Origin of the sequence: Sphingorhabdus rigui (genome assembly GCF_014196595.1) — a bacterium.
Classification (GTDB): domain Bacteria; phylum Pseudomonadota; class Alphaproteobacteria; order Sphingomonadales; family Sphingomonadaceae; genus Sphingorhabdus_B; species Sphingorhabdus_B rigui.
On record NZ_JACIEA010000003.1, the window covers coordinates 61,843 to 86,705 of the forward strand.

At 54.3% G+C, this 24,863-nt stretch carries 21 protein-coding genes; 8 read left to right on the top strand and 13 right to left on the bottom strand.

What is annotated here, in order from left to right; translation table 11 throughout:
• The first annotated feature begins 401 nt into the window (after window positions 1-401).
• Window positions 402-764 carry a hypothetical protein gene (locus tag GGR91_RS10280; protein ID WP_183942121.1) on the top strand — a complete coding sequence of 121 codons (363 nt, stop codon included), beginning with the start codon at window positions 402-404 and terminating at the stop codon, window positions 762-764.
• Window positions 765-782: 18 nt separating this feature from the next.
• Here the strand turns inward: GGR91_RS10280 and GGR91_RS10285 are convergent, their stop codons facing one another.
• The gene (locus GGR91_RS10285; RefSeq protein ID WP_183942122.1) at window positions 783-1,727 is read right to left on the bottom strand and encodes a class I SAM-dependent methyltransferase; all 945 of its coding nucleotides are present in this window, start codon (window positions 1,725-1,727) and stop codon (window positions 783-785) included.
• A 331-nt stretch (window positions 1,728-2,058) separates the two neighbouring features.
• On the opposite strand from GGR91_RS10285, the gene GGR91_RS10290 reads away from it, so the two are divergent.
• A complete protein-coding gene (locus GGR91_RS10290) occupies window positions 2,059-2,238 on the top strand; it encodes a hypothetical protein (protein ID WP_183942123.1) in 180 nt (59 codons plus the stop codon).
• A gap of 1,365 nt (window positions 2,239-3,603) precedes the next feature.
• Here the strand turns inward: GGR91_RS10290 and GGR91_RS10295 are convergent.
• From GGR91_RS10295 to GGR91_RS10340, 10 genes are all read right to left on the bottom strand, one after another.
• The gene (locus GGR91_RS10295) at window positions 3,604-4,767 is read right to left on the bottom strand and encodes a tyrosine-type recombinase/integrase (protein ID WP_183942124.1); all 1,164 of its coding nucleotides are present in this window, start codon (window positions 4,765-4,767) and stop codon (window positions 3,604-3,606) included.
• A 625-nt stretch (window positions 4,768-5,392) separates the two neighbouring features.
• Window positions 5,393-6,256 (bottom strand): class I SAM-dependent methyltransferase, encoded by an 864-nt coding sequence (locus tag GGR91_RS10300; protein ID WP_183942125.1) that lies wholly within the window; start codon window positions 6,254-6,256, stop codon window positions 5,393-5,395.
• 26 nt (window positions 6,257-6,282) lie between these two features.
• A complete protein-coding gene (locus tag GGR91_RS10305; protein ID WP_183942126.1) occupies window positions 6,283-6,384 on the bottom strand; it encodes a DUF2474 family protein in 102 nt (33 codons plus the stop codon).
• Window positions 6,384-7,382, bottom strand: a complete 999-nt coding sequence (gene cydB, locus GGR91_RS10310) for a cytochrome d ubiquinol oxidase subunit II (protein ID WP_183942127.1) — start codon at window positions 7,380-7,382, stop codon at window positions 6,384-6,386. The genes GGR91_RS10305 and cydB overlap by 1 nt, the downstream gene beginning before the upstream one ends.
• A complete protein-coding gene (locus tag GGR91_RS10315) occupies window positions 7,379-8,785 on the bottom strand; it encodes a cytochrome ubiquinol oxidase subunit I (protein WP_183942128.1) in 1,407 nt (468 codons plus the stop codon). Before GGR91_RS10315 ends, cydB begins: the two co-directional genes overlap by 4 nt.
• Before the next feature lie 61 nt (window positions 8,786-8,846).
• Window positions 8,847-9,632, bottom strand: coding sequence for a sulfite exporter TauE/SafE family protein (locus GGR91_RS10320; RefSeq protein ID WP_183942129.1), 786 nt, complete (start codon window positions 9,630-9,632; stop codon window positions 8,847-8,849).
• A 3-nt stretch (window positions 9,633-9,635) separates the two neighbouring features.
• Window positions 9,636-11,222: a bifunctional protein tyrosine phosphatase family protein/NAD(P)/FAD-dependent oxidoreductase gene (locus tag GGR91_RS10325; RefSeq protein ID WP_183942130.1), complete on the bottom strand. Its 1,587-nt coding sequence runs from the start codon at window positions 11,220-11,222 to the stop codon at window positions 9,636-9,638.
• Window positions 11,219-11,662 carry a DUF6691 family protein gene (locus GGR91_RS10330; RefSeq protein WP_183942131.1) on the bottom strand — a complete coding sequence of 148 codons (444 nt, stop codon included), beginning with the start codon at window positions 11,660-11,662 and terminating at the stop codon, window positions 11,219-11,221. The genes GGR91_RS10325 and GGR91_RS10330 overlap by 4 nt, the downstream gene beginning before the upstream one ends.
• Window positions 11,659-12,099, bottom strand: coding sequence for a YeeE/YedE family protein (locus GGR91_RS10335; RefSeq protein ID WP_183942132.1), 441 nt, complete (start codon window positions 12,097-12,099; stop codon window positions 11,659-11,661). The genes GGR91_RS10330 and GGR91_RS10335 overlap by 4 nt, the downstream gene beginning before the upstream one ends.
• Entirely contained in the window at window positions 12,096-13,013 is a 918-nt protein-coding gene (locus tag GGR91_RS10340) for an MBL fold metallo-hydrolase (RefSeq protein ID WP_183942133.1), read from the bottom strand. The genes GGR91_RS10335 and GGR91_RS10340 overlap by 4 nt, the downstream gene beginning before the upstream one ends.
• Before the next feature lie 105 nt (window positions 13,014-13,118).
• Here GGR91_RS10340 and GGR91_RS10345 point away from each other — a divergent pair, with 105 nt between their 5' ends.
• Window positions 13,119-13,751 (top strand): peroxiredoxin, encoded by a 633-nt coding sequence (locus tag GGR91_RS10345; protein WP_183942271.1) that lies wholly within the window; start codon window positions 13,119-13,121, stop codon window positions 13,749-13,751.
• The gene (locus tag GGR91_RS10350; RefSeq protein WP_183942134.1) at window positions 13,748-14,146 is read left to right on the top strand and encodes an ArsR/SmtB family transcription factor; all 399 of its coding nucleotides are present in this window, start codon (window positions 13,748-13,750) and stop codon (window positions 14,144-14,146) included. The genes GGR91_RS10345 and GGR91_RS10350 overlap by 4 nt, the downstream gene beginning before the upstream one ends.
• Window positions 14,147-14,832: 686 nt before the next feature.
• On the opposite strand, the gene GGR91_RS10355 is transcribed toward GGR91_RS10350, so the two are convergent.
• Both GGR91_RS10355 and GGR91_RS10360 read right to left on the bottom strand, forming a co-directional pair.
• Window positions 14,833-16,182, bottom strand: a complete 1,350-nt coding sequence (locus GGR91_RS10355; protein WP_183942135.1) for a sigma-54-dependent transcriptional regulator — start codon at window positions 16,180-16,182, stop codon at window positions 14,833-14,835.
• Window positions 16,179-17,873, bottom strand: coding sequence for a sensor histidine kinase (locus GGR91_RS10360; protein WP_183942136.1), 1,695 nt, complete (start codon window positions 17,871-17,873; stop codon window positions 16,179-16,181). Before GGR91_RS10360 ends, GGR91_RS10355 begins: the two co-directional genes overlap by 4 nt.
• A gap of 358 nt (window positions 17,874-18,231) precedes the next feature.
• On the opposite strand from GGR91_RS10360, the gene GGR91_RS10365 reads away from it, so the two are divergent.
• From GGR91_RS10365 to GGR91_RS10380, 4 genes are all read left to right on the top strand, one after another.
• Entirely contained in the window at window positions 18,232-19,617 is a 1,386-nt protein-coding gene (locus GGR91_RS10365; protein WP_183942137.1) for a dicarboxylate/amino acid:cation symporter, read from the top strand.
• Window positions 19,614-20,579, top strand: coding sequence for an alpha/beta hydrolase (locus GGR91_RS10370; protein ID WP_183942138.1), 966 nt, complete (start codon window positions 19,614-19,616; stop codon window positions 20,577-20,579). The genes GGR91_RS10365 and GGR91_RS10370 overlap by 4 nt, the downstream gene beginning before the upstream one ends.
• Window positions 20,576-23,623, top strand: coding sequence for a TonB-dependent receptor domain-containing protein (locus GGR91_RS10375; protein ID WP_246337172.1), 3,048 nt, complete (start codon window positions 20,576-20,578; stop codon window positions 23,621-23,623). Before GGR91_RS10370 ends, GGR91_RS10375 begins: the two co-directional genes overlap by 4 nt.
• Before the next feature lie 184 nt (window positions 23,624-23,807).
• The gene (locus GGR91_RS10380) at window positions 23,808-24,818 is read left to right on the top strand and encodes a M14 family metallopeptidase (protein WP_183942139.1); all 1,011 of its coding nucleotides are present in this window, start codon (window positions 23,808-23,810) and stop codon (window positions 24,816-24,818) included.
• The last annotated feature ends 45 nt before the right edge of the window (window positions 24,819-24,863 follow it).

Genomic DNA, 24,863 nt, shown 5'->3' on the forward strand with positions numbered 1-24,863 from the left:
AACGATTACCGCCCTAATTGGATGCGGGGAGCCGACATGTGAAGCATGTGTCCGCGAAGCAGTTGAAAATGGCCGGTCTGAATATGCTATTCAGATGCTCACAGACCTATGTGATCGAGCGGAACAACAGAAGCAGAAAAAATCTGAAAACGGAGCTTCGCAGCACTAACAAAACAATATGGAGAGCCCGCTGTATAAATTTAAAGAGACTCGCTCACCGGTGGGACCGGTCAATGTGAATTTAATGCAGATCTATCTGCTGAATGACAGTTGGCGGTTTCCTTCCACGAGCAGATGTGCTTGAGATTGTGGGTGTGCAGAGCGACATTAGGATGAGTGTTGCGGCCTCAGGTTTAGCCATGAGATGATCTTTCAATTAGGTAAGCAAGCAGGAGGGGGATATGTGGGAAGAAGATAACGACGACGAGGACCCATGCGGCTGCCCCTTTTGCGGTAACTTCGGGTGCGAACATCTATTGATATCAATAGATGAGACATTTCGATCGGCGGATGGAGGTCCCCTTGCCGAGGCGTTCAACACGCACTGGGGTAACCTTACCGAAGCTGGCGGCGATGATTTTGATGAGCATGAGCCTTGGCTAGACTTAGTCTCGCAATGCGAGGATTACGGTTGCCGTGACTCGTATTATAGAGATTCCGGCCCCATGACCGCAACAAACACCATCGATCTCTACTGCGCTAGTAAAGAGGAGGTGTCTCGATCGATCAAAAAATTGAATAACTTATGGATTGAGATGAGCTGAAAACTAATTATCCCGTCATCAATAATCCTCGGCGCTTTTACGCTGTGCAGCTTCGAAGCTCAAAGTTTTTTCGTGCCAAGGCGTGAGAGGAAAATTGGCATAATGTTGGAAAAAATTATCCCAGTAAAAAGTGTGCGCATTGTTAAGAGCATCGTAATCTACGACAGCATTGCGATTCTCAGTCATTTTAAAGATTCCGACTCCTGTTACGGGCCAATCTGCTTTCACTTCGAATGTACCGCCATGTTGAGCTCCGCCGACTCTACCTGCCGCGATCAACTCGACCCCAAATTCATTTAACGAAGGTTGAATCGCCGACCACCACTTGTGATCATGAAAATCAGCTGTTGAAATTATTGCTGATCCACCCGCATTTAGGCAACCAAATATGCAACTGATTGCATTTGATTGTTGATCAGGCTTGAGGTGGTGCAGGACGTCTATGCAAAGCGCTAAGTCATATTTTTGTTCAGTCTCGAAAGGTAGCTTTCCAATTTGCAATTCAACATTTTTTAGGCCTTTGAGTTGTTCCTTTGCCGCTTCAATCGCCTTTGCAGAAGGATCAATTCCTGTGAATTCATTTGCAAATTTTTGCGCAAGGAACTTCAGTAAAATTCCATTTTGACAGCCTATATCGATTACCTTTCCAGAGACACTGCTGCGCTGCATCCAAGAAAATGATAGAGCGATCAGATCGAGTATATATGTCCGACGGCAATCAGAAACATGAAATGCATGGATATCGAAATCAGCCATTGCATCTGTCACCAGCTTTTCATTTTTCTTCTTACACAGACGTTCAAATCGCTGCCAGCGGGATAGTCCGACTTTTTTCATTTTGGCCAAAATCTGCTCGTGTGTGAGCAAATACTCAATATGCCAGTCTTCAATTAAGTAGCGATCAATTTCCGAAAGGACATCGTACTTTGGAAACCAGCAATCGAGATTGATGTTCGAGACCATATTTTTTCCAGTTCGTGCGTTTTTGCTAGGTATGTGAGGGCAAAGTTGATGTCGCATGCCGGTGTTGGCAACGGTAAGTGCTATAATATAAGGGTTTTACCTTCTAAGAAATAAGCAGCTTACTGGTTCGGCCGTCAAGCACTTCCACTTACCTGTTCGGTTAAAGGCGTTCAACATAGAGCATCGGAACCGTGCTATGGTCTTTTTCCTCCGTTATGACGATTCTTCTTTGAGACATCCAAGGCAGGGATAGAAATTTTTCTGCTGCGGTTTGCATTGGCAAATGTTAAAGCAACAGTGGTTTATACTTTTTGCTGAAAGGGAATAATTTATGGCAGCTGCAGGAATGCGGAAGCCGCTCGATGTGTTGCTCAGCGACATTGATTTTCTTAATGAATACCTTCTCGAACTTAGTGAACGTTTCAGATCGGAAGGTAACACAGAAGAAGCCGAGCGAGCTAATGATTGGGCAATGCTAACTGACGAGATAACGGACCGTCTCTCTGAATGAAGGTAATGATTTAGCAAATCAGCTCCGCTGCGGGGGTGCCCTCACTATGACAGCGGGATGAGACTTTTAGATTTTGAAATCTGATTTTCTGCCGAAGGCTCGGGAGTGGGCACAAATGGTACCAACAGGTTCGTGCCCCCATTCCTGTACCACGCCCCCCCCCCGCCGCCGCTCCATATTCAAGTCCTTTGATAGCAGCAGTGAATTTAGGAGGGCCGACATTAGCTTCGGATTAGATTCAAGCCATAGGATCGACAAATTGCATCCCGCTTGTTGACGTCTTTGTATTCTTGAAACGTCATTACATACTGAGCGTTCGGATGAGCTAGAAACTCGGCCTTTAGCTCTCTAGCTTTCGCACTGTCCGTCTTTCTTCTTCTTTCATTTGGCTTACTACTAAGTTTACTGCTGTTTTCTATGAGCCATCTATTAGCATTTTTGTCTAAGTACATCGTAAATCCTGAACCTTGGTGGAGATCTTCTGTGGGCATAGCTTTGCCTGCGAGACAGAAAGGCTTCCCCTTCTGCCTTGGCAAAGCCATGTTCCTGAACCTCGGAGCCAGCCCACAGGTTTAGTCACAGTTAGATCAGCGGCACCTGTTAAAAGGTGGGGGTGGTCATGCTGTCGCCCGATTACCCGCTACTTGTTGACGCAGAAAACGTGAGCCGATCTAATGACTACCACGCTTCTTGTGGGTTCCTGCAAAGGAGAGCCCACTCACACAGCCGAAGCTGCTTGGCACCAGTCTGCAAAGACTGGCTGGACAGGTTTCCCTGTCTTCGATCTGCCGTCGCCTCACTCCCATGTCTTACCTCAACGGGCTGGGAAGGCGGCCCATAGGGGGCGGGATATCACACCCCCACTGCAGATAGATGCGGAGGCAACTGAGAAGATAGGACTTTTGGATTGGATTGCAAGTAGAAAAATAACCTAAGCTACTGAAAATATTACATAAAAGATATGACTGGTGTTTTAAAAAAATTGTTCCTTATGTACGCAGCGGCTTCCGTTGACGATCAATTTTGACACGCCAATGCATTGATGGATGGGCGCTTCTCGAAAGCGCCGCTCACCAACTCAAGCTGTAAACTTATGTATTTTGATGAAGCCGCTAGGCTCTAACTTCCCTGCCCTCAGAACTATATTTTTTGGGAAACACAAACAGTCACGCTTCGCGGTTCTATTGAACAGTACTATGGCCGAGTCCGACGCCCCAAAGGAAACGCGTAGGCGCCTCAAACCATGAGCTAACACTGAGCACGAGCCGCTGCTTCCGCGCTTCCAGACGCCGGAGAAGGCGACACGATATCAATTGGAAATATGATGGCCCTTATAGTTTTGAGCCAGTAGCACTGCACACGGCCTTAAAATACGAGCCCCGCCAGTGCTTTTTCTGCGTCGCCTTGGATTAAATGTCCGTAATGACGTTCAATCATGACAATGCTGGTGCCTGCTAACTGCGCTACCGTCAGGGCAGGTACGTTCTTCCTGATGAGTTCTGTTATGACACTATGGCGCAATGTGTAGGCGCAAACACCCATGGGTAATCCGCTAGCAAATACGGCTTCTTTGATTGGTCCCTTCCAAGCATCCTTGTTCCAAGGCCTTCCGTCACGCCGTGCGAAGATCGGCGATGTAGGTGGCTTATCTTTGCAATGCGGCTCTATAACTGACGCTATGCTTGGGGGTACGACAAGTTGACGGGCGCCGCCGCTCTTGTCCCGCCCAATCGTTAGTGTTCGAGTTTTGGGATCAAAGTCTTTTACTGTTAGCGCCGCGAGTGCTCCGGCTCGCAACGGCAAAAAACATAGGCCGCGCAAAAAGCCTTCGATTTCCTGATTAGCACACGCCACCAATCTTCTCCGGTCCGCTTCGTCCAAAAACAAGACGCGTCGTTTGTCGGCGTTTCTATAAGGCCTCAAAGCCTCTTGCCACGCCGCGTCGGTATTAGGCGCGCCCTCCGATAAGACCTTCCGCAATGCCGCCCGCAATGGAGACATGTCTCTGTTAACGGTAGACTTGGATCGCTGTTTGGTCGTGATGTTCGTCTTATTTCTCGAAATGAGAGCGGGGGTATCTTCCAGCCTCCTTCTCCATCCTTGCAAATGGTGGCGCCGTAATTTTTTAAGCTTCACGCTCGCGATCGGATCACTGAATACCGTCCGCTCTAAAATACCCAACTCCGAAGGCTGTTTTAATGCGGCATAAGAGCGGCAAGCATCACCGACCGTGATTATGTTCTCCGGTCCCGTTCCACCACACTCTATTTTTGCGGCCCATTGCTCTGCGTCGCGCCGTGCTTGGTTGAAGACCTCATGCCCATTTAGGCTGGGATAGTCACCTAGGGCAGCCCGCTGATACTTCCCAATGTCGGCGTCATAAGCACGTGCAAGCCACGCGCCTCTTCCCCCACGCTTAGAAGGACGAAATCCAACGTAGCAGCCGTTCATGATGCGCTGCCAATGAGGCTCGTCTCCCCTTTTTGGTTTCAAACGCTCCCGCTCGCCGATTTTACTGAGGTCTGCCATTTAGCCACTCCATGAAACACGCATGAAAAACATACTGCTGCAACATGAAATGCCGTCGGAAAAAAAGACGTAATTTCAATGTCTAATGGCGTAGCTCAGGGGTAGAGCACAACCTTGCCAAGGTTGGGGTCGAGGGTTCGAATCCCTTCGCCCGCTCCAATGATTTCAATGACTTAGGCGATATCGCCTTTGCAGCCCAAAGAGTGGCTACAGCGTGCGTTTTTATCAGCGTTCTGATTGGAACGCCGGCTCAAAAATCGGAAAAATTCAGTGTTTAAGTAGGCCTTGGATGAGACATTGCCGGTTTACGTGATTGGCACTGCGCTCATCTTTGTGTTCAGCACGCTCCTAAAAACGGATGAGCGACGATCATCCGTAACGCTTTGGGACTGGTCCGCCAATCCCAAACGTCACATTTGCCCGGGAAGAGCCGTTGGCGTCGAGCATCGTTCGCCAGCGTTCCAATTGGAACAGCTTGCCCTAACGGAAAGCCTAATCGGCCGTCGTCCTTGAGCAGGTGTCATGGCAACTTTTGGGCCGCTCAAAACGCTTGGCAGTTCTCACTTACATAGCGGCCGCTCATTTCGGTTGGCCAAAGCACGGCTTCAGTTAGAAGAGGTCATGTTTAAGCAGTCGCCGACACAAGCCAAGCCTTACCGTGCATGATCACGCCTTGCCCGGCTACATAATGCGTCTGGAATAGTTCGAGCAAATCTGTTTCAGCTGCCGCGCGAACATCTGCACCTTGTTCCTCTAGAGCGCGTCCAGCCGCCATTGAAGACAGCACGAACGATACCGCATCATGAGCTGTGGCATTCACGCCACCAATTGGTTGAAGCCCATTATATGCCACGACGCTGGCTTCCGAAAAACCGGCGCTCGCGAGTATTTCGTTCAGATAGTCGAGGTCTTCAAACGCGAATGGCCCGGGCGCCCGGGGAACCGCCGGGGGGATATCGACATAGCGACGAACGACGCCCATCATTTCCATCATCCACAAATTGTCGCGTGGTGGACCCCAGACCGCCAGATCAATCCGCGCACCGGGACGCAGCAGACTGTGCAAATTTGCAAAGGCCTTATGCGGTTCGGGAAAAAACATACTGCCAAAGCGCGAAAAGAGCCTGTCAAATGGGGCATCTTCCAACTGGACCGTGGCTCCATCAGCGCAGATGAATCCAATGTTGGTAACTCCAGCGTCTTTGGCACGCCGCAGAGACGCGGTCGTCAAGTCGGGTGAAATGTCGATGCCAACCACTTCACCGGAAGGCGCAATGGCCTTTGCTATGGCAATTGTCGTCCCGCCACCACCGCAGCCGATATCAAGCACGCGTTCGCCGGTTTTAAAATCGGCTTGCCGAAGAAGCGCCTCGCCAATCGGGGCAATCATGCCCTCAAAACATGCGAGATTGGCAAGCCATTTGGCACCCATCTCGCCCGCCCAATCTTCACCCTTCAATGCTTCGGGGCCGTTGTGTATCTCGGTCATTTTTGCGCCACTCCCCATGCAATCTTTTAGAGCAATACCCATCGGATAGCACTGCCGACGATCGCCAGCGCCGCGACGCTCAGCAGCCAGATGCCGAAGAACCAGCCCAATTGTTTGGCGCGCGGCATCAATGATATCCGTCGTGGCCGACTTTGCCGCGAAACACCCAATAGGACCATGCGGTATAAGCAACGATGATCGGGACCATGATAGACGCGCCGATCAGCATGAAGACTTGGCTGCGATGTGGTGCGGCCGCTTCCCAAATGGTGACCCGCGCCGGAATGACGTTTGGCCAGATCGAAATGCCAAGGCCAATCAGGCATAAGCCGAACAATGCGAGTGCCCAGAAGAACGGCTGCGCGTCTTTGGTCTGGCGCAGGCTGCGGTAAAAGAGGAATGTCACGGCAATGGTGGCAATCGGCACTATGGCCGTTGCCAATACACCCGGATAGCTCAACCAACGCAGATAATATTGCGCCTCAAGCGTCAATGTGGCGAGGCTGATCAGGCCGATCATCAAAAGCAAGCTTATGCCCAGCCGTCCGGCATAAGTGACCGCCTGACGCTGCAATGCCCCTTCGGTCTTCCAGTTCAGCCAGCACGCACCCAAAAGCGCATAGCCGACCACCAACCCAAAGCCGGTCAAAATACTAAATGGCGACAACCATTCCCACCATCCACCGGCGTAGGAGCGGCCTTCAATGGTAATGCCTTGGAGCAGCGCGCCAAGCGCTATCCCTTGCGCGAAGGTGGCAATGAACGATCCCAGCGTAAACGCCCTGTCCCATAGTTCGCGATGTGCGGGGTCACGCCAGCGAAATTCGAACGCAACGCCGCGAAACACAAGGCCAAGCAGCATCGCAATCATCGGTGCATAGAGCGCAGGCAAAATGATGGCGTACGCCAGCGGGAACGCCGCAAGCAAACCGCCTACCCCCATCACCAGCCATGTTTCATTTCCGTCCCAGACAGGCGCGATACTGTTCATCGCGGTATCGCGGTCCTTGCCCACTTTGAAAAAGGGAAACAATATGCCGATGCCAAGATCAAATCCGTCCATGACGACATAAGCAATGATGGCAAAGCCAATGATGCTGGCCCAAATGACTGTCAGATCGATCATGCCGATGCTCCTTCCAATACCGCGGGTGCAGGGGTGATGCCTGCGCTTCGGATAGGGGCACCATCGAGCGCGCTTTCATGCGCCTCCGGTGCTTTCTTCATCAAGCGCAGCAAATACCAAATGCCCATGCCGAATACTGCGAAATACACGACGACAAAGGCGAGAAGCGAGAAAGCCACAGCAGGTGCATCCAGCGGCGACGCGCTATCAACGGTGCGCAACACGCCATAGATTGTGAAGGGTTGCCGCCCAACTTCGGTCACGACCCAGCCGGCAAGCACCGCAATGAAGCCAGACGGGCCCATCACTAATGCGGCCTTATGAAGCCACGACCATTCATATAGCTGCTTTCTTGCCCGCGCGAGCAGGCTCCACATGCCGATGGCTACCATCGCCATGCCGAGACCGACCATGATCCGGAATGCCCAGAAGACAATGCCAACCGGCGGCTCGTCTGCGTCGGGGATGGTATCAAGCCCAGCGAGCGGTGCATTCAGGTCATGCTTCAGGATTAACGACGATGCTTTGGGAATTTCGATGGCGTAATCGACCGTGCGCTCTTTGCTGTTGGGAATGCCAAACAATATCAATGGCGCGCCGTCGGGATGGCTTTGATAATGCCCTTCCATCGCCATGACCTTCGCGGGCTGACGCTCCAACGTATTGATGCCGTGAAAGTCACCCGCCACGACCTGAAGCGGCGCGACGATGGCCGCCATCCACATTGCCATCGAAAACATTTTGCGCGCGCCCGGATTGGATTTGTCTTTCAACAAATGCCAGGCACCAACCGCCCCCACGGCAAAGGCTGTGGTCAGATAGGCCGCCAGTAAAGTGTGGACGAGGCGGTAGGGGAAGCTCGGGTTGAAGATGATGGTCCACCAGCTATCACCGGGCATGAACTGACCATTGGCCGCAATCTCATATCCCACCGGTGTTTGCATCCAGCTGTTCACTGACAGTATCCAGAATGCCGAAATGAAGGTGCCAATGGCGACGGCCAGCGTTGCGACAAAGTGGAGCTTACGCCCAACCTTGTTGATGCCAAAAAGCATGACACCCAGAAAGCCAGCCTCCAAAAAGAATGCCGTCAGCACTTCATAGGCCATCAAAGGCCCAATGACGGGACCGGCCTTGTCCGAAAATACCGACCAGTTGGTGCCGAATTGGTAGGACATGACGATGCCCGAAACGACGCCCATCGCAAAAACGACGGCGAATATCTTGAGCCAGTAACGAAATAGATTGGCGTACACGCCCTTACCGGTTTTGAGCCACAGCCCCTCAAGAACCGCGAGAAAGCTCGCCAGCCCAATCGAAAACGCCGGGAACAGAAAGTGGAAGCTTACGGTAAAAGCAAATTGTGCGCGGGCCAGAATTATTGCCCATTCTTGTTCAATCATCTCAACGCTCCTGCCGATCTAGCATTCCGGTGTTCAATTTTTTGTGATGAATTCAAATCACTCATGCCAGCAATTCCATGGCGCTGCGCCAGAGCATGTAAAACGCCACCACTAAGACAAATGAGGCAAATATTGTATTCAATTTACCCTTGTCTGCCGACAATATGCCTGAAACGCGTGTCCCCAATGCACTCCCAAAGATGCCGCCGAAGATGAAGACAGCAGCCAGCGGCCAATTCACCAGCCCTGACAGGGTGTAGTTGAATGATGTTGTTAGTCCGAACGCAGTAACGGCGATGAGCGATGTGCCGATGGCGCGAACGATCGGCATTGAGGTTGAGGCGACAAGCCCGGGAACAATCAGGAAACCTCCGCCAATGCCAAAAAAGCCAGAAAAGACGCCAGTGGCAAGGCCGTAGCCAGCCACTTTTCCGACATTTTCGCGGTTACATTGCGCGCCCTCGACACCGACATCGCCGCGGTTGCGAAACATCATTACGGCCACAACGATCATCAATATGGCAAATAAGACGAGCAATTTGTGTCCATCTATATTTTTGCCGATGGTTGATCCCGCAAAAGCGCCCACGACGCCCGCCGCGGCATAGATGTAACCGCAGCGCCAATTTACTGTCCCCGCTTTTGCATGGTTCCACAAGCCAATTGCGGCGTTTGCGGCGACTGCGAATGCGCTGGTGCCAATCGCAACATGCGGATTTTTCACGCCAACCAAATAGAGCAGCAGAGGTACCGCCAAGATGGATCCGCCTCCGCCCACCAATCCCAAAACGAAGCCGACTAGGACGCCCGAAAAGGCACCAAGTGCATAATGTAATGTATCGATCATAGCTTAGTTCGCTGCCCCTATTGTGTGTGGCTTGACCATCCACTCATGTCCTTTGAGCATGCCATGCCAGTAAATCGGCGGCAGGATGGTATCCTTTAACAGCCATGACAGGCGCGATGGGCGCGTGCCGTCGATTAGCCAATTCGGGAAGCTCGGCAGCAATTTTCCGCCATACCCGAATTCGGCGAGCACAATCTTGCCGCGCTCAACCGTCAACGGGCAACTGCCATAGCCGTCATAATCGGCGACAGGTGGCTTGCCCTCAAGAGCAGCCAATACATTCACCGCGACCACTGGCGCTTGCTTGCGTGCCGCCGCCATTGTCTTGGCGTTTGATGCTGAGCAGGCGTCGCCCAAGGCGAAGACATTAGGATAGCGCACATGCTGCAATGTCGCTTCATTGACCTCAATGAAGCCACTTGCGGCAGCCAGCGGACTGTTGCGCACAAAATCTGGCGCGACTTGCGGCGGGACGACATGGATCATGTCGAACTTTTCGTCGACCTGCGTGACGATGTCGCCGCGTTTCTGTTCAAATGTCGCAATTTTGGCAGGGCCATCGATCGCAACCAGCTTTGATTCAAAATTTAAGTGCGCGTCATAGCGTTCGATATATTCCATCAGTGCGGGCACATAGGCGGCAACCCCGAACAGCACTGCGCCGCTGTTATGGAATTGCACATCAATGTCTTTTAACACCCCGGCACGTTCCCACGCACTGCATGATAGATACATTGATTTTTGCGGCGCGCCTGCACATTTAATCGGCATGGGCGGCTGCGTGAACAGCGCGCGGCCTTGCTTGAAATCCTTCACAAGGCGGTTGGTATAAGGGGCAAGGTCGTAACGATAGTTGGACGTTACGCCATTTTGACCGAGTGTTTCGGTCAAGCCGTCGATAGCCGCCCAATCCAGCTTAATGCCGGGGCATGCCACCAGCACGCGATAGGCAACCGAACTGCCATCGGCGAGCAGCACCTTGTTGTCCTCAGGCACAAATCCAGAGGCTGCCTTTTTGATCCAGTCAACCGCTTTGGGCATGACCGATTTTTCGGTGCGCTTGGTGAATTCAGCCGAGAAAACACCAGCCCCAACCATAGTCCAGCCGGGCTGATAATAATGGTCTTCTGAAGGTTCGATTACGGCAACCGATAGCTTCTGATTGCGCTTTAACAGGCTGGCGGCTGTGGCGATGCCGGCACTGCCGCCGCCCACGATAACCACATCATAGATTTTGGCGGAGGATGGCGCTGCATCCTGAGCTTTTGTCGCCATTTCCCAAAGCTTGGCTGAACGCGCGCCGGAGCGGCAATAGGCAAGAATGGGGGGTGGCATTTGGGCCAGAGCCGCTTTCATCTTCGCCGCATCATCGTCCGTAACTGCGCCTGAGACGGCTGGAATATACGTGAATGACAGGCCAAGCGCTTCTGCTTCTTTCTGAATGGCGGCGGCGGATGGTTGCCCCGCCTCTTCGCCATCTGGCCGGTTGCAGATAACCGATTTGAAGCCCTGCGCGGCAGCGTGATGCAGATCTTCTGTCGTCAATTGCCCTGACACAGAAAAGCCTGGCGTGATGGATTTGAACGTCATTTAGGCCCCGCTTGTTTTGGTTTTTGGGATAAAAAAGGTACGAAGCGTTGCGCGGCCATGCCGACAAACATCGCAACGACAAATGGCGCGACATCGCCCGGCGCAATCGCCAAGTCAGCAAGCGCAGGGCCGGGGCAAAGGCCGGCAATGCCCCAACCCATTCCAAACAATATGGCCCCAATGGCAAGCGGGCGATCTAGCTTGGTCGTGCCTGGTAAATCGAACGTTGGTGCCGCAAGCGGCGAAGACAGCCGCGATCTAATCACCCAAGCCACGGCCATTGGCAGCATGGCGCCACCCATGACGAAAGCGAGCGTTGGATCCCATTGGCCAAGCAGATCCAGAAACGCCTGAACGCGGGCAGGATCTGACATGCCCGAATAGGCAAGGCCTGCCCCGAACAGCGTTCCAGAGAGCAATGCGATAAGCGCCCGGGTCATTGCCAGCCTCCCGCGCGCAGAAGCCCCACGGTCACAAACCCGCTTGCCATGAACATGCCGGTTGCCACCATCGACCGCGGCGAAAGACGCGACAGCCCGCATACGCCATGGCCACTGGTGCAGCCCGAGCCGAGCCGTGTGCCATAACCAACGAGCAAGCCACCGATGATCAGCGGCCAGATGGATGCTGGAAAACTGACGTTCACCGCACCAACGGTCTGCGCGATCAGAAGCGCACCAAGCGGAAGGCCGACGACGAATGCGATTGCGACATTTCGCGGCGCTCCGCTATCCGCGATGCCGGTTGCCCGTGCCGCCATTCCGCTGACGCCGGCGATCCGGCCAAGGCCGAGCAGCATGATTGCGGCCGCAAGTCCAATCAGCAAGCCGCCCATAAAGCCCTCAACAGGCATGGCGTTGGGAAAGGCCGATATCATACGGCGTTGACCGGGATTTTGAGGTATGTGATGCCATTGTCGTCCGCCGCGGGCATATGGCCTGCGCGCATATTCACTTGCACCGACGGCAAAATCAGGCGCGGCATATCCAGCGTCGCATCGCGCGCCTCACGCATCGCGACAAATTCATCCTCGGTTATGCCGTCATGGGCATGGATATTGCCTTTACGCTCTGCCTCCACCGTCGTTTCCCATGCATATTCCGTGCGGCCAGCAGGCAGATAGTCGTGGCACATGAAGAGCCGCGTCGTGGCAGGCAGCGACAATATCCGGCGCAACGACTGGAACAATTGCCGCGCGTTCCCGCCGGGAAAATCCGCGCGCGCCGTGCCGTAATCGGGCATGAACATTGTGTCGCCCGTGAACACGGCATCGCCAATGACATAGGCAATGTCCGCAGGCGTATGACCGGGGACATGGAGGACTGTTACGTCCAGCTTCCCAATTTGGAAGTGGTCGCCATCGGCAAACAGCCGGTCAAAGTCCGACCCATCACGCTGAAAATCAGTGCCAGCGTTAAACAGCTTTCCGAACACATTCTGGACGGTGACGATATGTTCGCCAATTGCGATTTTGCCGCCAAGCTTTTGCTGCAAATAAGGTGCTGCCGAAAGGTGATCGGCATGCGCATGGGTTTCGAGCAGCCAATCAACGGCCAAGCCCTGCTGTGCAACATATGCGATAATGGCATCCGCCGACGCGAACGATGTTCGCCCTGAGGCAGGATCAAAATCAAGCACGCTATCAATGATCGCAGCCTTCTTAGTTTCAGGATCGTGAACCACATAGCTGACGGTGAAAGTCGGTTTGTCGAAAAAGGCACGAATTATCGGAACACCCTTTTGGGCATCACTCACCTGCGCGATGGCATTTTCTAACGCTGAGTCGGGCATGGGAAACTCCTATAAATTCATATTTACATAAATTGTGTAATCGATTATCCATGTTGCGTCAATATGAGTCTCGTGGCAGCGCCGACCGATGAACAGGATGAAGAAATGAACGACACGAAAGCAGTTGCCTCACAGCCCATTAGGATCGGCGAAACAGCGCCGGACTTTCGCGCGCGGACAACGCTCGGGGAACGGAGCCTATCGGAATATCGGGGCCAGTGGCTCATCTTGTTTTCGCACCCTGCAGACTTTACGCCCGTGTGCACGACGGAATTTGTTGCGCTTGCCAAGTCGGCCGCTGCGTTCGAAACAACTGGTTGTGCATTGCTCGGGCTTTCCGTGGACAGTATCCATTCGCACATTGCGTGGGTGACTGCGATTAAACATAAATTTGGGGTGAATGTTCCTTTCCCGATCATTGAAGACCCCTCCATGGCCATTGGCCGCGCATATGGCATGATTGACGATACTGCAGCGGATAGCGCCGCGGTTCGCTCAACCTATTTCATCGACCCCGACGGCATCATTCGTGCCATCACGACGTACCCGCATAATGTGGGGCGCTCGGTCAGTGAAATGCTGCGCCTTCTTCGCGCATTGCAAGCTACGCAGGGCGGCACTGGCCTTGCTCCAGAAGGATGGCAGCCAGGGGACAAATTGCTTGCATTACCAATTATAAACAGCGCCGAAATCAGTGGTGACGATGATTGGTTTTGCCATTTGGCCGACACGAAATGACGTCGCTGTTTGAAAGTCGCGACCGCGCCGTAAAAGCGGCGGATAAGCTAAAAGTCTATGCGCAGCCGCAGCGGCTCATGATCTTGTCTTGCCTATTGCGCGGTGAACGCACGGTGAGCGAAATCGATGCCGCAACGGGCATAGGCCAACCTGCGCTTAGCCAGCAACTTGCGGAACTGCGCCGCAACGACCTCGTCAAAACGCGCCGTGCGTCCAAGCAAATCTGGTATGATTTAGCGGATGATAAAGTCTGCTTATGCGTTCGCAGCATGGAAGCCATCCTTGGAGACGAAGGCGATGTGGGGCAAATGTTGAATACCGCCCTGCAATTGAACAAGCCTGAGGTACGTTCGCCTCCAGCGAGTGGTGCGGCAGGGTTCGCCCGCATCATTTAACGGGGTTATATTCTAGCCATCAAAATATGGCCATTCCAACAGAACGAATGGCAAATCGCTGGGTCTTTGGCCTTCAAAGCGGACGGTGCAGAACGTCGTAAAACGCAATCATAGCAATCTTGCTGGAACAATATCCGCTCATAAGGACACAAAGCTCTTTGAGCAAGTGGCGTGGAAAATGTTCGGATCGTGTTCGGATTTTTCAGGAGCTTTATAAATATCTGATTTATATTGGAAATTTCATAGAGCCGAATCTTGCCAAGGTTGGGGTCGAGGGTTCGAAGCCCTTCGCCCGCTCCAATAATTTCAATGCTTTAGGCGATAGCGCCTTTGCTGCCCAAACCCCACCTAAACGGCATTTACCCAGGAAGATCGGTGGGCGTCGAACATCGTTCGCCAGCGTTCCAATTGGAATAGTTTGCCCTGTCGAAAAGCCCATGCGGCCCTCATCCTTGACCAGGTGTCACGGCAGTTTCTGGACCGGAAGCGCGCTGTCCGGTTTATGGATCAAAACGTGCCAATGCTGACATTCGACCAGAGAATCATTGAGGTGGTTATTGCTCATGGCGGCGCCTTTCGATTGTCAGCGACCAATCGATAGTTCTGCCATCGGTTCAGAACGATATGAGATGACCGTTACCAGCCTTGAGCTGCACATATCTGATCTGCCGCGTTTCACAGCCCGGTCAGTTCTTGCGTGTCTCGGATTCTAGGCGAAAGTCTTTGGACCGCAAACCATACCGGTTCAACTTATCGTAAAGCGTTTTGCGGGGTGTACCCAGTGCTTGCTCGAGAAGGTGAATATTCCCTTCAACAGCCCGCAACGCATTCTCAATTACAGTTCGTTCGAACTCTGCCACCGAAAGGTGCAGGGGGCGGCTGTCCATTGCGACCAGCGCTTTCTTGTTGGGCAAGTTGAGGCCGATTGCCCACGTTTGGGCGAATGCTTCGAGTTCGCGGACGTTGCCCGTCCACTCATGGGTCTGCAAATATTGCCAGACATCTCCGGTGACCTCGCGATGCGACAACCCTAGTCCGGCTTCATGCTGGGCAAGAAAATACTGAAACAGAGGGGCTATGTCCTCGCGCCGGCGCGCTAACGGAGCCATCATGAGCCTGACCGCGCTGAGCCGTTCATGGAACATGCTTCGGCCACTGTCGAGATGGTCAGACGGACTGTGTAATTGCCGGGTGACCACGACACACAGGTTCAGTTTGCGCGATTTCTCCGCCCCGGCAGGCAAAATCGAACGGGTCCCCAGGACCGACAGCAGCCGGGCCTGTAAGGACGGGCTGGCCGTTTCGATTTCGTCTATTAATAATGTCCCGCCATTCGCGCGCTCGATTAGCCCGGTTCGCGAAAGGCCGCCACGGCCAGGTTCCCGTCCGAATAGCAACAGATCGACGTCTTCGTGGGTGAGTGTTCCTGCATCGATTGCAACGAACGGGCGGCTGTGGCGCGGGCCAAGTTCATGGATCAATCTTGCAACGAACGTCTTGCCGGTACCGGCCTCTCCCTCGACGACGACATCGACCTCGGTCTGGGCCACAGCCGAGAGCATAGCGCGCAGCCGCACGGCGAATTCCGAAGATCCGATGAACCCGCTTTGCGTCTGCTGCTTTAGGGCATGACTAAGCCTTCGGTTTTCCAGCACGAGCCGGCGTCTCTCTGCAGCAACCGTGATAGCACGTATCAGTGCAGCGGACGAATATGGCTTGGCAAGGAAATCCGCAGCGCCGCCCTTCATCGCTGCCACTGCCATTTCCACGTCGCCGTGGCCGGTGGTGATGATTATTGGCAGCTCGGGATCCTGTTCCTGCAGTTGCGCAAACAGCGCGAGACCATCCATCCCAGGTAAGCGCACATCGCTCACCACTACGCCGGGAAAGTCGGCAGGTAAGGCACGCAGCGCGCTGACGGCATCGCTAAACAATGCAACCTCGATGCCTTCTAATTGCAACGCCTGCGCGACCGCTGGACCGAGGGCATCGTCGTCTTCAACCAGAATAACATTGATGGGGTCGCGTTTGATCATACGGCAGGGATCAACATTGTGAAACGCGTGCCGACTGCCACTGGTTCTTCTATTAAATCTCCGTCAAGCCCACGCATGATGTCTTGTGAAATTACGAGACCTAGGCCCAGCCCTTCAGACTTAGTCGTAACAAAGGGCTGGAAGAGGCTGGCGCGTTGATCCGCAGTCAAACCGCAACCATTATCGGTGACTGATAGTTTTCGAAACTTGCCCGTTTCTATAATGTCTACGGAAACCGTTCCCTCTTGCCCGGTTGCATCGAAGGCATTCTGCAAAAGGTTGACGAGCACCTGCTCGAGCGCAACATGCTCACCCCGAACTATCAGGTCGAGATTGGTCTCCGGTGGCAGGATAAGGTCGATATTTAATTGTGCCATCCGGTCCCGCAACAACAAAAGCGCACCATCGATCACCTGACGCAAGGGAACCTCGCGTGGTTCACGAAGGCCCCGTCGGCTAAATCGCCGCAGTTCGTCGGTTATGGTGCCGATCCGGTCGGCCAGAGCGGTTATTCTAGCAAAGTTGGCGGTGGCCTCGGTATGGGCGCCGCGTTCGCCCAGCCGTTCGCCGGTCTCCGCAAGTATCCGAATAGCGGCCACCGGCTGGCGAATTTCATGCCCGACGCCGGCTGTAATCTGTCCAAGCGTCGCAAGCCGGTTCGCCTGTTGAAGCTGTTCGCGCAGACGCCCCGTCCGTTCGGTGACAAGCGCTTCTGCGCGGGCTTCACGCCTACGAACGCCGAAAACTGCTAGCGCGGCGATAGCAGCGGTGAGCAGCAGTAACAGAAGAAACAGCAAACGGCCGTTCGCCTTCGCTGCCGCGAGCGAGGTTGACGGATCAGACCGCAAATGCAGGTTCCAATTGAGCGATGGAACTGGTTGAAGGCTTTCAATCAAAGCAGGGGTAAGCGTCGACTCGCGATTCTTTCCGGGATCGAAGGGCGGCAGCTTCGCCATGCCAAATTGCTGAAGATCCTGCTGCGCATCGCGTGTTCCTGGTGCGACCGACGCAGTGGTACTGAAACGCCAAGCCGGATTGCTAGTGACCAGGATCACGCCATCAGCATCTGTTACATATACCCCGGACGTGGCCTTGGCCCAGCTGGCTTCGAGCGGGTTGAACTCTACCTTGATTGCTACCACCCCTACCGGGCCAGAAGCGGCATCGACGCGACGGGCGATATAGAGGCCTGGTCGGCGACTTACCGTGCCGAGTGCAAACTCAGTTGCTACGCCTGACGCCTTCGCATCCACAAAGTAGCGCCGGAAGCTGTAGGCAGAACCGACAAAACTGTCTGGCAGGTTCCAATTGCTTGCTGCCAGCGTCATGCCGTCCCGGTTCATCAGGTAGATGACGGCAGCTCCGGTCTGTTGAGCAATTTGTTGAAGGCGCTGGTTGAGATCGGACTGCTGTGTGCGGTCTCCCGCCATAAGCGATTGAACCTGGGGATCGCGTGCAAGCACCAACGGAACCAGACTGAATTTGTCCAACTCACTTTCCAACCCGGCCGCAAGGATAGCGGCCTCGTTGTCGGCCGCATTTTCTGCTTCATCAATTGCCGAAGCCCGCATGGTTCGGTCGATCGCCAGCAAACCCAACGCAGCAAGCAGGAGGATTCCTATCGCCGTTATGCCCGCGAGATATCGGCGGCCAGGCTGCGATAGTGAAGGCGTTTTGCCGGTCAGATTCATATATTGTCTGTCGCCTGACACAAAGGCGGCACGCCCCATGACGCGACGATCGATAACTGCATTGGCAAGTGCGGGACAAATGGCAACGGGTGCAGTCCTTCATAATTACGAAACGTCATTCAACTCGGGCCGCGCCCTCGGAATGTCTGACTATAAATCTTATTTGCAGGCTATGTCTGGAAATCCGCATTTATAGCAAGACTTTTGTCTGGAATATCAGAATTCTTTTATCCGAAATCATGTTATCCAACTGTTTTTATTATGTTAAATTAATTTTACATTATTGGTTGCATGTGAATAAGTGCGCCTTATCCTGACGCGGAACCGAGCGCCCACGTCCGGAAAAGGGGAAGAATTAATGCAGGCGATAACGCCGACCATCGGTGGAAATGGCAAGCCCGTTAAGCTACCATTCTATCGTCAACTATATGTCCAGGTGTTAGCTGCCATCTTCCTAGGTGCGGTTTTGGGGCATCTTTATCCTGACGTCGGGTCGGCATTAAAGCCGCTGGGTGACGGCTTCATCAAGCTGGTAAAGATGATCATCGCGCCGGTCATTTTCCTCACCGTCGCCACGGGCATCGCAGGAATGCGTAACCTGTCAACTGTCGGGCGCGTAGCGGGAAAGGCATTTGCGTATTTCCTGTTTTTCTCCACTCTTGCGCTGATCATCGGTCTGGTTGTTGGCAATATTGTGCAGCCCGGTGCTGGCCTTAATATTGATCCGGCTACCCTTGATGCCAGCAAAGTTGCGGACTATGCCAAGACATCGGAAGGCCAGACGATAGCCGGCTTTCTGTTGAACATCATTCCCGAAACTTTGTTCAGCGCGATGACCGATGGCAACATATTGCAGGTCCTTCTCGTCGCCATTTTGACAGGGTTGGCGCTTTCTGCCACCCGCCCGCACAGCGACCTCGTACTTGACGTCCTCGCCTCGTTTAACGCCGTGGTCTTCAAGCTCGTTCACATGCTGATGAAACTGGCGCCGATCGGGGCATTCGGCGCGATTGCGTTTACCATTGGTGAATTTGGCATAAGGTCGTTAGCCAACCTTGCCGCATTAGTGGCTACTTTCTATCTCACGTCGCTGTTCTTTGTGATCGTCGTGCTCGGCGCTGTCGCCTATTTCGCAGGCTTCTCTATCTTTAAGATGATCCGTTATCTGCGCGAGGAACTGCTTCTGGTTCTGGGCACATCGTCGTCGGAAGCAGCACTGCCCAGTCTAATGGAAAAGCTGGAAATCGCTGGTGCGCGCAAATCTGTGGTCGGTCTCGTGGTTCCAACCGGCTATTCGTTCAATCTCGACGGCACCAATATCTACATGACCTTGGCGGCGCTGTTCATTGCGCAGGCCGTCGGCATTGATTTGTCGATGTCCGAACAATTTGCGTTGGTACTGGTCGCCATGATCAGTTCGAAAGGTGCGGCGGGCGTTACGGGTGCCGGGTTTGTCATTCTTGCGACAACGTTATCGGTCGTGCCATCTGTGCCTGTAGCAGGCATGGCGCTGATACTGGGTATCGACCGGTTCATGAGCGAATGCCGCGCGCTGACTAACTTCATCGGAAACGCCGTGGCAACGATTGTAGTCGCGCGTTGGGAAGGCGCGCTGGATACTGAGCGTTTGGCGGCTGCGATGGCTGGCACACCCATTCCGTTGCCCGAAGATGATCTAGAGCGACATGAACGCAGCGGGCCGCGCAGCCAAGCATTGTCAGAGGCATTGGGCGAACCTGCATGATCGCGCGCCGCACCTTGCTGCAAAACCTTGCCGCGCTGTCGGCGGTTGGCGCCGTGCAATTGGGCAGCGTCATGCCTGCGTTTGCGCAAGAGCGCGAAGAAATTCCGTTGTGGCCCGGTAAACCGCCTGGCCATGGCGGGGTGACGGGTCCGGAAAAGTTGGGCGAATCCGGCGCAGGATTGGGCGCTCTGTCAAACATCTCGGTCCCGCGTATGCGCGTCTATCGCCCGACAAAACCAAACGGTGCGGCCGTTATCGTGTGTGGCGGTGGTGGGTATTTCCGTATTCAGGTGAAGAAAGAAAGCACACCAATTGCCGGTTGGCTGCAAGCGCGCGGTTTTACCGTGTTTGAACTGCTTTATCGCCTGCCCAACGACGGCTGGGATGCCGCCGTACCGTTTATGGACGCACAACGGGCCATGCGGATCGTGCGGACCCGAGCATCGGAGTTCGCCATCGATGCAAAGCAAATCGGCATTATGGGCTTTTCCGCAGGCGGACATCTCGCGGGGTTCACTGCACTTCAACCGCAACGACAATTATATGCCGGGTCGGACAAATATGAGAAAGTCAGCGCCAGGCCCGATTTCTCTGTGCTGCTGTTCCCGGTCGTTTCCCTCCGGAAGCCCTATGATACAACACGCACCCGGCGTGAAATCATTGGCGAAGCACCCAGCGCAGAAGCAGAAAATGCCTGGTCGCTCGACACATATGCCAGTGCGGATGCGCCGCCGACGATCATCTTTGCATCGGCCGATGATAAAACTGCGCCGCCACAGCACGGTATCATGCTGTTTGAAAAGCTTAACGCTGCCGGTGCATCAGCAGAGTTACATATGTTTCGCGACGGCGGTCATGGCTGGGGTCTTGGCCGTCCGGAACAGGTCCTGAGCCAATGGCCAGAAATGTTCGTGAAGTGGTTTGATTCAGGAAAAATTATACAAAACAAGCAGGGAGAATGAAGATGGGGACCAAGATATTACGCAAGGTGGCGCTGTTCAGCACAACCGCGTTGATGACAGCAAATATGGCGTATGCACAAGATGCTGCGACCGTCGCGACCGAGGAAGCCGAAGCATCAATCGTTGTGACCGGCTCACGGATCCAGGGCGCGCAGATCAATGACGTCCTTCCGGTTACTGTTCTTGACGAACAACAGATCGAAAATACGGGCGCTTCGTCAGGCGACGAACTTTTCCGTGCACTTCCGCAGAACGGAACTATCGCGTTTAACGAACAAAATGCCACCACCCAGAACAACGTTCGCGGTGATGTCGGTTCGGTGAACTTGCGCGACTTGGGCACAGGAAACACATTGCTGTTGATCAATGGCCGCCGGATGAACCTACACCCCGGTTTCCAGACCGAATTGCTGGTGCCCGTAGTCAGCCCCGACACCAACGAGATTGCACCCGGCAGCGTTCGCCGGATTGAAGTCCTACGCGACGGTGCTTCTGCCATCTATGGAGCCGATGCTGTCGCAGGCGTGATCAACACCGTACTCAAGGGCAATTTGAAAGGCGGTTTCCTTGAAGCTGACTGGCGTGCGTCGGATGGAACCAGCTTGTACAGCTATTCCATCAGCGGCGGCTTAGGGTTCGATTTCGGCGGCGGACGCGGCAATTTGACCGTCTATGGCGGCCGTTTCCATGAAAACGGCCTTGGTGCGCAAAAACGGGATTATTCGCGCGACGATGATCGCACGCGGTTGCTCGTGGGAACCGATTTCGAAGGTGAGGCCTCGTTCAACAACCGCAACACTTTCGGGCCGTTCGGTCAATTTGATATTCAGACGTCACCCAACAGCCGAACACCGATAAACGACGACGACTTCTATCTGCAACCAAGCACGTTCACCGGCTGCCGCATGGATTTCCGTAACGGGATCTGTGCCCGTAACGGAGAGACGCCTACCACGGCCGTCCGTTATAACACCATATTCGGTAACTCGCTGATTAGCCGCAAGGACCGCTATAATGCGATGGCGCTGCTGAACTACGAACTGACGGACAGTGTCGAAGCGTATTTCGAAGGCAGCTATTACCGATCGGAAAACCAGCGCTTTAATGATGCATCGGCTATCCTCAGCGCTGTTCCAGTCGGCATTGCACGAACCGCCTATTGGAACCCGTTTGGCCCGACCACGCTGGTTGGCGGCGGAGCCAACCCCAACCGTTTGCCTGGCACCACCATCCCTACGACCGGCGCTGATGTAATTATGGAGCGCTATCGCTTTGTCGATGGCGGCAACCGCAGCGTTTTGGTGGACAAGGACGCTTACCGTCTTGTCGCGGGTCTGCGCGGCAATTTCGGCGCGTGGGACTTTGACACCGGGTTCGTTTATTCCGAATCGAAGCTGACGGATCTTGAAACCAACCGCGTGTCGCTCACCGCGATGCAGCAATCGATCAACCGTACGACGCCCGATGCTTACAATCCGTTCAATGGCGGATGTCTCAATGACCCCGGCCAAGGAGATTGCACGCCGAATCCGACCGCTGTATTCGACACTTTCCACATCAACGTGTCCCGCAAGGGCGGCACCAGCCTTGCACTGGCAGACTTCAAGGTCAGCCGCGACGACCTGTTCGTCCTCCCCGGCGGCAACGTTGGCGTTGCAACAGGTATTGAATGGCGTCGTGAGACCTTTTTCGATGATCGTGACCCTCGCCTCGACGGCACGATTACATTTACCGACAGTGTGACCGGCGTATTCAACGGCAGTGATGTTGCGGGAACCAGCCCGTCACCCGACACAGATGGGTCGCGCACAGTATATTCGGCCTTCGCCGAATTGTTCGTGCCTGTCGTCAGCGCAGACATGAACATTCCACTGGTCGAAGAATTCAATGTGCAGATGGCCGGACGGGTCGAGCGTTTCGAAGACATCGACGCGACCGCGATGGTTCCGCGCGTGGCCGCATCATGGACCACCATTCCCGGCATCACATTCCGGGGCGCATGGTCGCAAGGCTTCCGCGCGCCAAATCTCGCTCAGGTCAATGATGACGGCACCACCCGGTCCAATACACGCGATGATTTCGTGTTTTGCCAGGCACAGGTCCGAAAAGGCCTTCTATCTGGCCTCGACGCCTGCCCCGGTGCCGGTGTCATCAGCTTCCGGTCGGGTGCTCGCAGCCTAAAGCCTGAAGATAGTGAAAGCATAAACCTTGGTATCGTGCTTGAGCCGAAGTTTATTCCGGGCCTGACACTCACCGCCGACTATTGGCGGGTAAAGCAAGCCGAGTTGGTTGGTACGTTCGGCGACGACAACGCAATTGCACTTGATTTGCTCCGCCGCCTCGGGGGTAGCACCAATCCAAATGTTATCCGTGCGGCCCCAACCGTGGATGACATAGCGTTGTTCACCGGTACTGGCCTTGCCCCGGCGGGCAAGATCGTCCAGGTGCTCGATCCTTATCTTAACCTTGATAGCCGCGTGTCCAAGGGCTGGGACTTCGGGATGGCCTACAACGTGCCCGATTTCGGGGCAGGTAAGTTCCGCCTTCGCTTGAATGCGGCACGGCTAAACAGCTTCGTCCAAAGCGCCAGCGTTGATGGTGAGGAACTGCTTGCTGGAATTGCGGCTGGCACGTTGCCGGCCGATGTCACGGTTGGCGGGCTGGGTGAATTGCTCGAAATCGACGGCCGTCCCAAATGGCGTGTCAGCGGATCGATCAATTGGGAAACTGGTCCAGTCGAGATCGGCCTGTTTGGCCAATATACCGGCAAGGTATGGGACACCAGCGTTGTCCGCGACATATTGCTGGTTTCGGATGATCCAAATGCCAACTTCTACCGGGTCAACGACCAGTTCCTTACCAACCTTTCGGTTTCTTACACGATCAACAACGACACGGCTCTTAACGGAACCCGGCTGCGCTTTGCGATCAACAACCTGTTCGACAAGGATCCGCCGCTCGCGGATGAAACCTATGGTTTCTACAGCGAGTTGTACACTGCGCGCGGACGTGTCTTCCACGTCGAACTCCGGAAGAAGTTTTGATGTAATGCGGCGGGCAGGAACTTGGTTATCGCTCGCCGCGTGGATTGGGATCGGGTCGGTTGCACATGCGCAGCCACCCGCTACCCCAGCGTCATCTGATTCCAAACCTACCCTGTCTGGCTGCCATACAGCCAAAGGTAGCGTTAAATTTGATTTTGAGGGTGCGTCCCGCTCTGTTTGTTACGTGGAGGATGAACGGACGCTATCGATTCTGGTTACGCCCGAGCATCTTCCGCCAATCAACCCGAGCCCGTGGTATGCCTTCCGATACAGCGCGGCGGAAGGTGGCAGTCTTAACGTTAACGTACGTTACCTTGGCGCACGGCATCGTTATGCGCCCAAGTGGCGCGGACGTGGCGACCCTTCGGCGTTTTCCGTCGTGATTGCCAATGACGCCAGTTCGGTATCAATTACACTCCCACCGGGCGAAGGTGTCGTTAGTGGCCAGCCGCTTTTGACGAGTGCCCATTACGACAATTTGCTTGCTCAACTTACGAAAAGTGGCGGCGGCAGCCGGATTGTGATTGGCCAATCACAGGATAGACGCCCCGTCGAAGCCGTTCATTTGGGCTCTACCGATGCTCCGCGCCTTGTGGTGCTGCTGGGCAGGCAGCACCCACCTGAAGTGACCGGTGTCTTCGCGATGGATGCGTTTTCGCTTAAGATTGCAGAGCTGATCCGCTCAGGTGCTATCGACGGGAAGCAGTTCCAGTTTCTGATTGTGCCTTTACTCAATCCCGACGGCGTCGCCCGTGGGCACTGGCGGGGTAATCTAGGTGGGACAGACCTCAACCGCGACTGGGGGATATTCAAGCAGCCGGAAACGCGCGCGGTCCACGATTGGCTTGCCTCGCTACCCGCACAAGTACAGCCGGTGTTGATGCTCGATTTCCATTCAACCAACCGCAACCTTTTCTATGTGCAGGGTGACGAGGCGAATGCGCAAGGCAAGGCTTTCCTCGCTGCGTGGCTCGGGGGCAAAGAGAACGCCTTTGCGGGATATCCGTTCAAGATTGAGCCGCGCGATGCCAATTCCGGCTCAGGCACAACAAAGAATTGGTTCAGCGCAACATATGGTATTCCGGCCTATACGTACGAGGTCGGAGATGATTCAGACCCTCTCGCAGTTCGCGCTGCAGCGGAGGCGTTGGCACAAAATTTGGTACCATCTCTGGTTATGCCGCCTAAGGAGTGATGCACGGGCATATGTGCGGGGGCGATGCTCAGTTTGATCCGGAGA

Excerpts from the sequence above, each read along its gene's own strand:
- GGR91_RS10320 (WP_183942129.1), bottom strand. The coding sequence starts at position 9,632 with ATGATCGATACATTACATTATGCACTTGGTGCCTTTTCGGGCGTCCTA.
- cydB (WP_183942127.1), bottom strand. The coding sequence starts at position 7,382 with ATGATCGATCTGACAGTCATTTGGGCCAGCATCATTGGCTTTGCCATC.
- GGR91_RS10315 (WP_183942128.1), bottom strand. The coding sequence starts at position 8,785 with ATGATTGAACAAGAATGGGCAATAATTCTGGCCCGCGCACAATTTGCT.
- GGR91_RS10375 (WP_246337172.1), top strand. The coding sequence starts at position 20,576 with ATGAAGATGGGGACCAAGATATTACGCAAGGTGGCGCTGTTCAGCACA.
- GGR91_RS10325 (WP_183942130.1), bottom strand. The coding sequence starts at position 11,222 with ATGACGTTCAAATCCATCACGCCAGGCTTTTCTGTGTCAGGGCAATTG.
- GGR91_RS10360 (WP_183942136.1), bottom strand. The coding sequence starts at position 17,873 with ATGAATCTGACCGGCAAAACGCCTTCACTATCGCAGCCTGGCCGCCGA.
- GGR91_RS10340 (WP_183942133.1), bottom strand. The coding sequence starts at position 13,013 with ATGCCCGACTCAGCGTTAGAAAATGCCATCGCGCAGGTGAGTGATGCC.
- GGR91_RS10345 (WP_183942271.1), top strand. The coding sequence starts at position 13,119 with ATGAACGACACGAAAGCAGTTGCCTCACAGCCCATTAGGATCGGCGAA.
- GGR91_RS10330 (WP_183942131.1), bottom strand. The coding sequence starts at position 11,662 with ATGACCCGGGCGCTTATCGCATTGCTCTCTGGAACGCTGTTCGGGGCA.
- GGR91_RS10355 (WP_183942135.1), bottom strand. The coding sequence starts at position 16,182 with ATGATCAAACGCGACCCCATCAATGTTATTCTGGTTGAAGACGACGAT.
- GGR91_RS10370 (WP_183942138.1), top strand. The coding sequence starts at position 19,614 with ATGATCGCGCGCCGCACCTTGCTGCAAAACCTTGCCGCGCTGTCGGCG.
- GGR91_RS10300 (WP_183942125.1), bottom strand. The coding sequence starts at position 6,256 with ATGACCGAGATACACAACGGCCCCGAAGCATTGAAGGGTGAAGATTGG.
- GGR91_RS10290 (WP_183942123.1), top strand. The coding sequence starts at position 2,059 with ATGGCAGCTGCAGGAATGCGGAAGCCGCTCGATGTGTTGCTCAGCGAC.
- GGR91_RS10305 (WP_183942126.1), bottom strand. The coding sequence starts at position 6,384 with ATGCCGCGCGCCAAACAATTGGGCTGGTTCTTCGGCATCTGGCTGCTG.
- GGR91_RS10295 (WP_183942124.1), bottom strand. The coding sequence starts at position 4,767 with ATGGCAGACCTCAGTAAAATCGGCGAGCGGGAGCGTTTGAAACCAAAA.
- GGR91_RS10350 (WP_183942134.1), top strand. The coding sequence starts at position 13,748 with ATGACGTCGCTGTTTGAAAGTCGCGACCGCGCCGTAAAAGCGGCGGAT.
- GGR91_RS10335 (WP_183942132.1), bottom strand. The coding sequence starts at position 12,099 with ATGATATCGGCCTTTCCCAACGCCATGCCTGTTGAGGGCTTTATGGGC.
- GGR91_RS10365 (WP_183942137.1), top strand. The coding sequence starts at position 18,232 with ATGCAGGCGATAACGCCGACCATCGGTGGAAATGGCAAGCCCGTTAAG.
- GGR91_RS10285 (WP_183942122.1), bottom strand. The coding sequence starts at position 1,727 with ATGGTCTCGAACATCAATCTCGATTGCTGGTTTCCAAAGTACGATGTC.
- GGR91_RS10280 (WP_183942121.1), top strand. The coding sequence starts at position 402 with ATGTGGGAAGAAGATAACGACGACGAGGACCCATGCGGCTGCCCCTTT.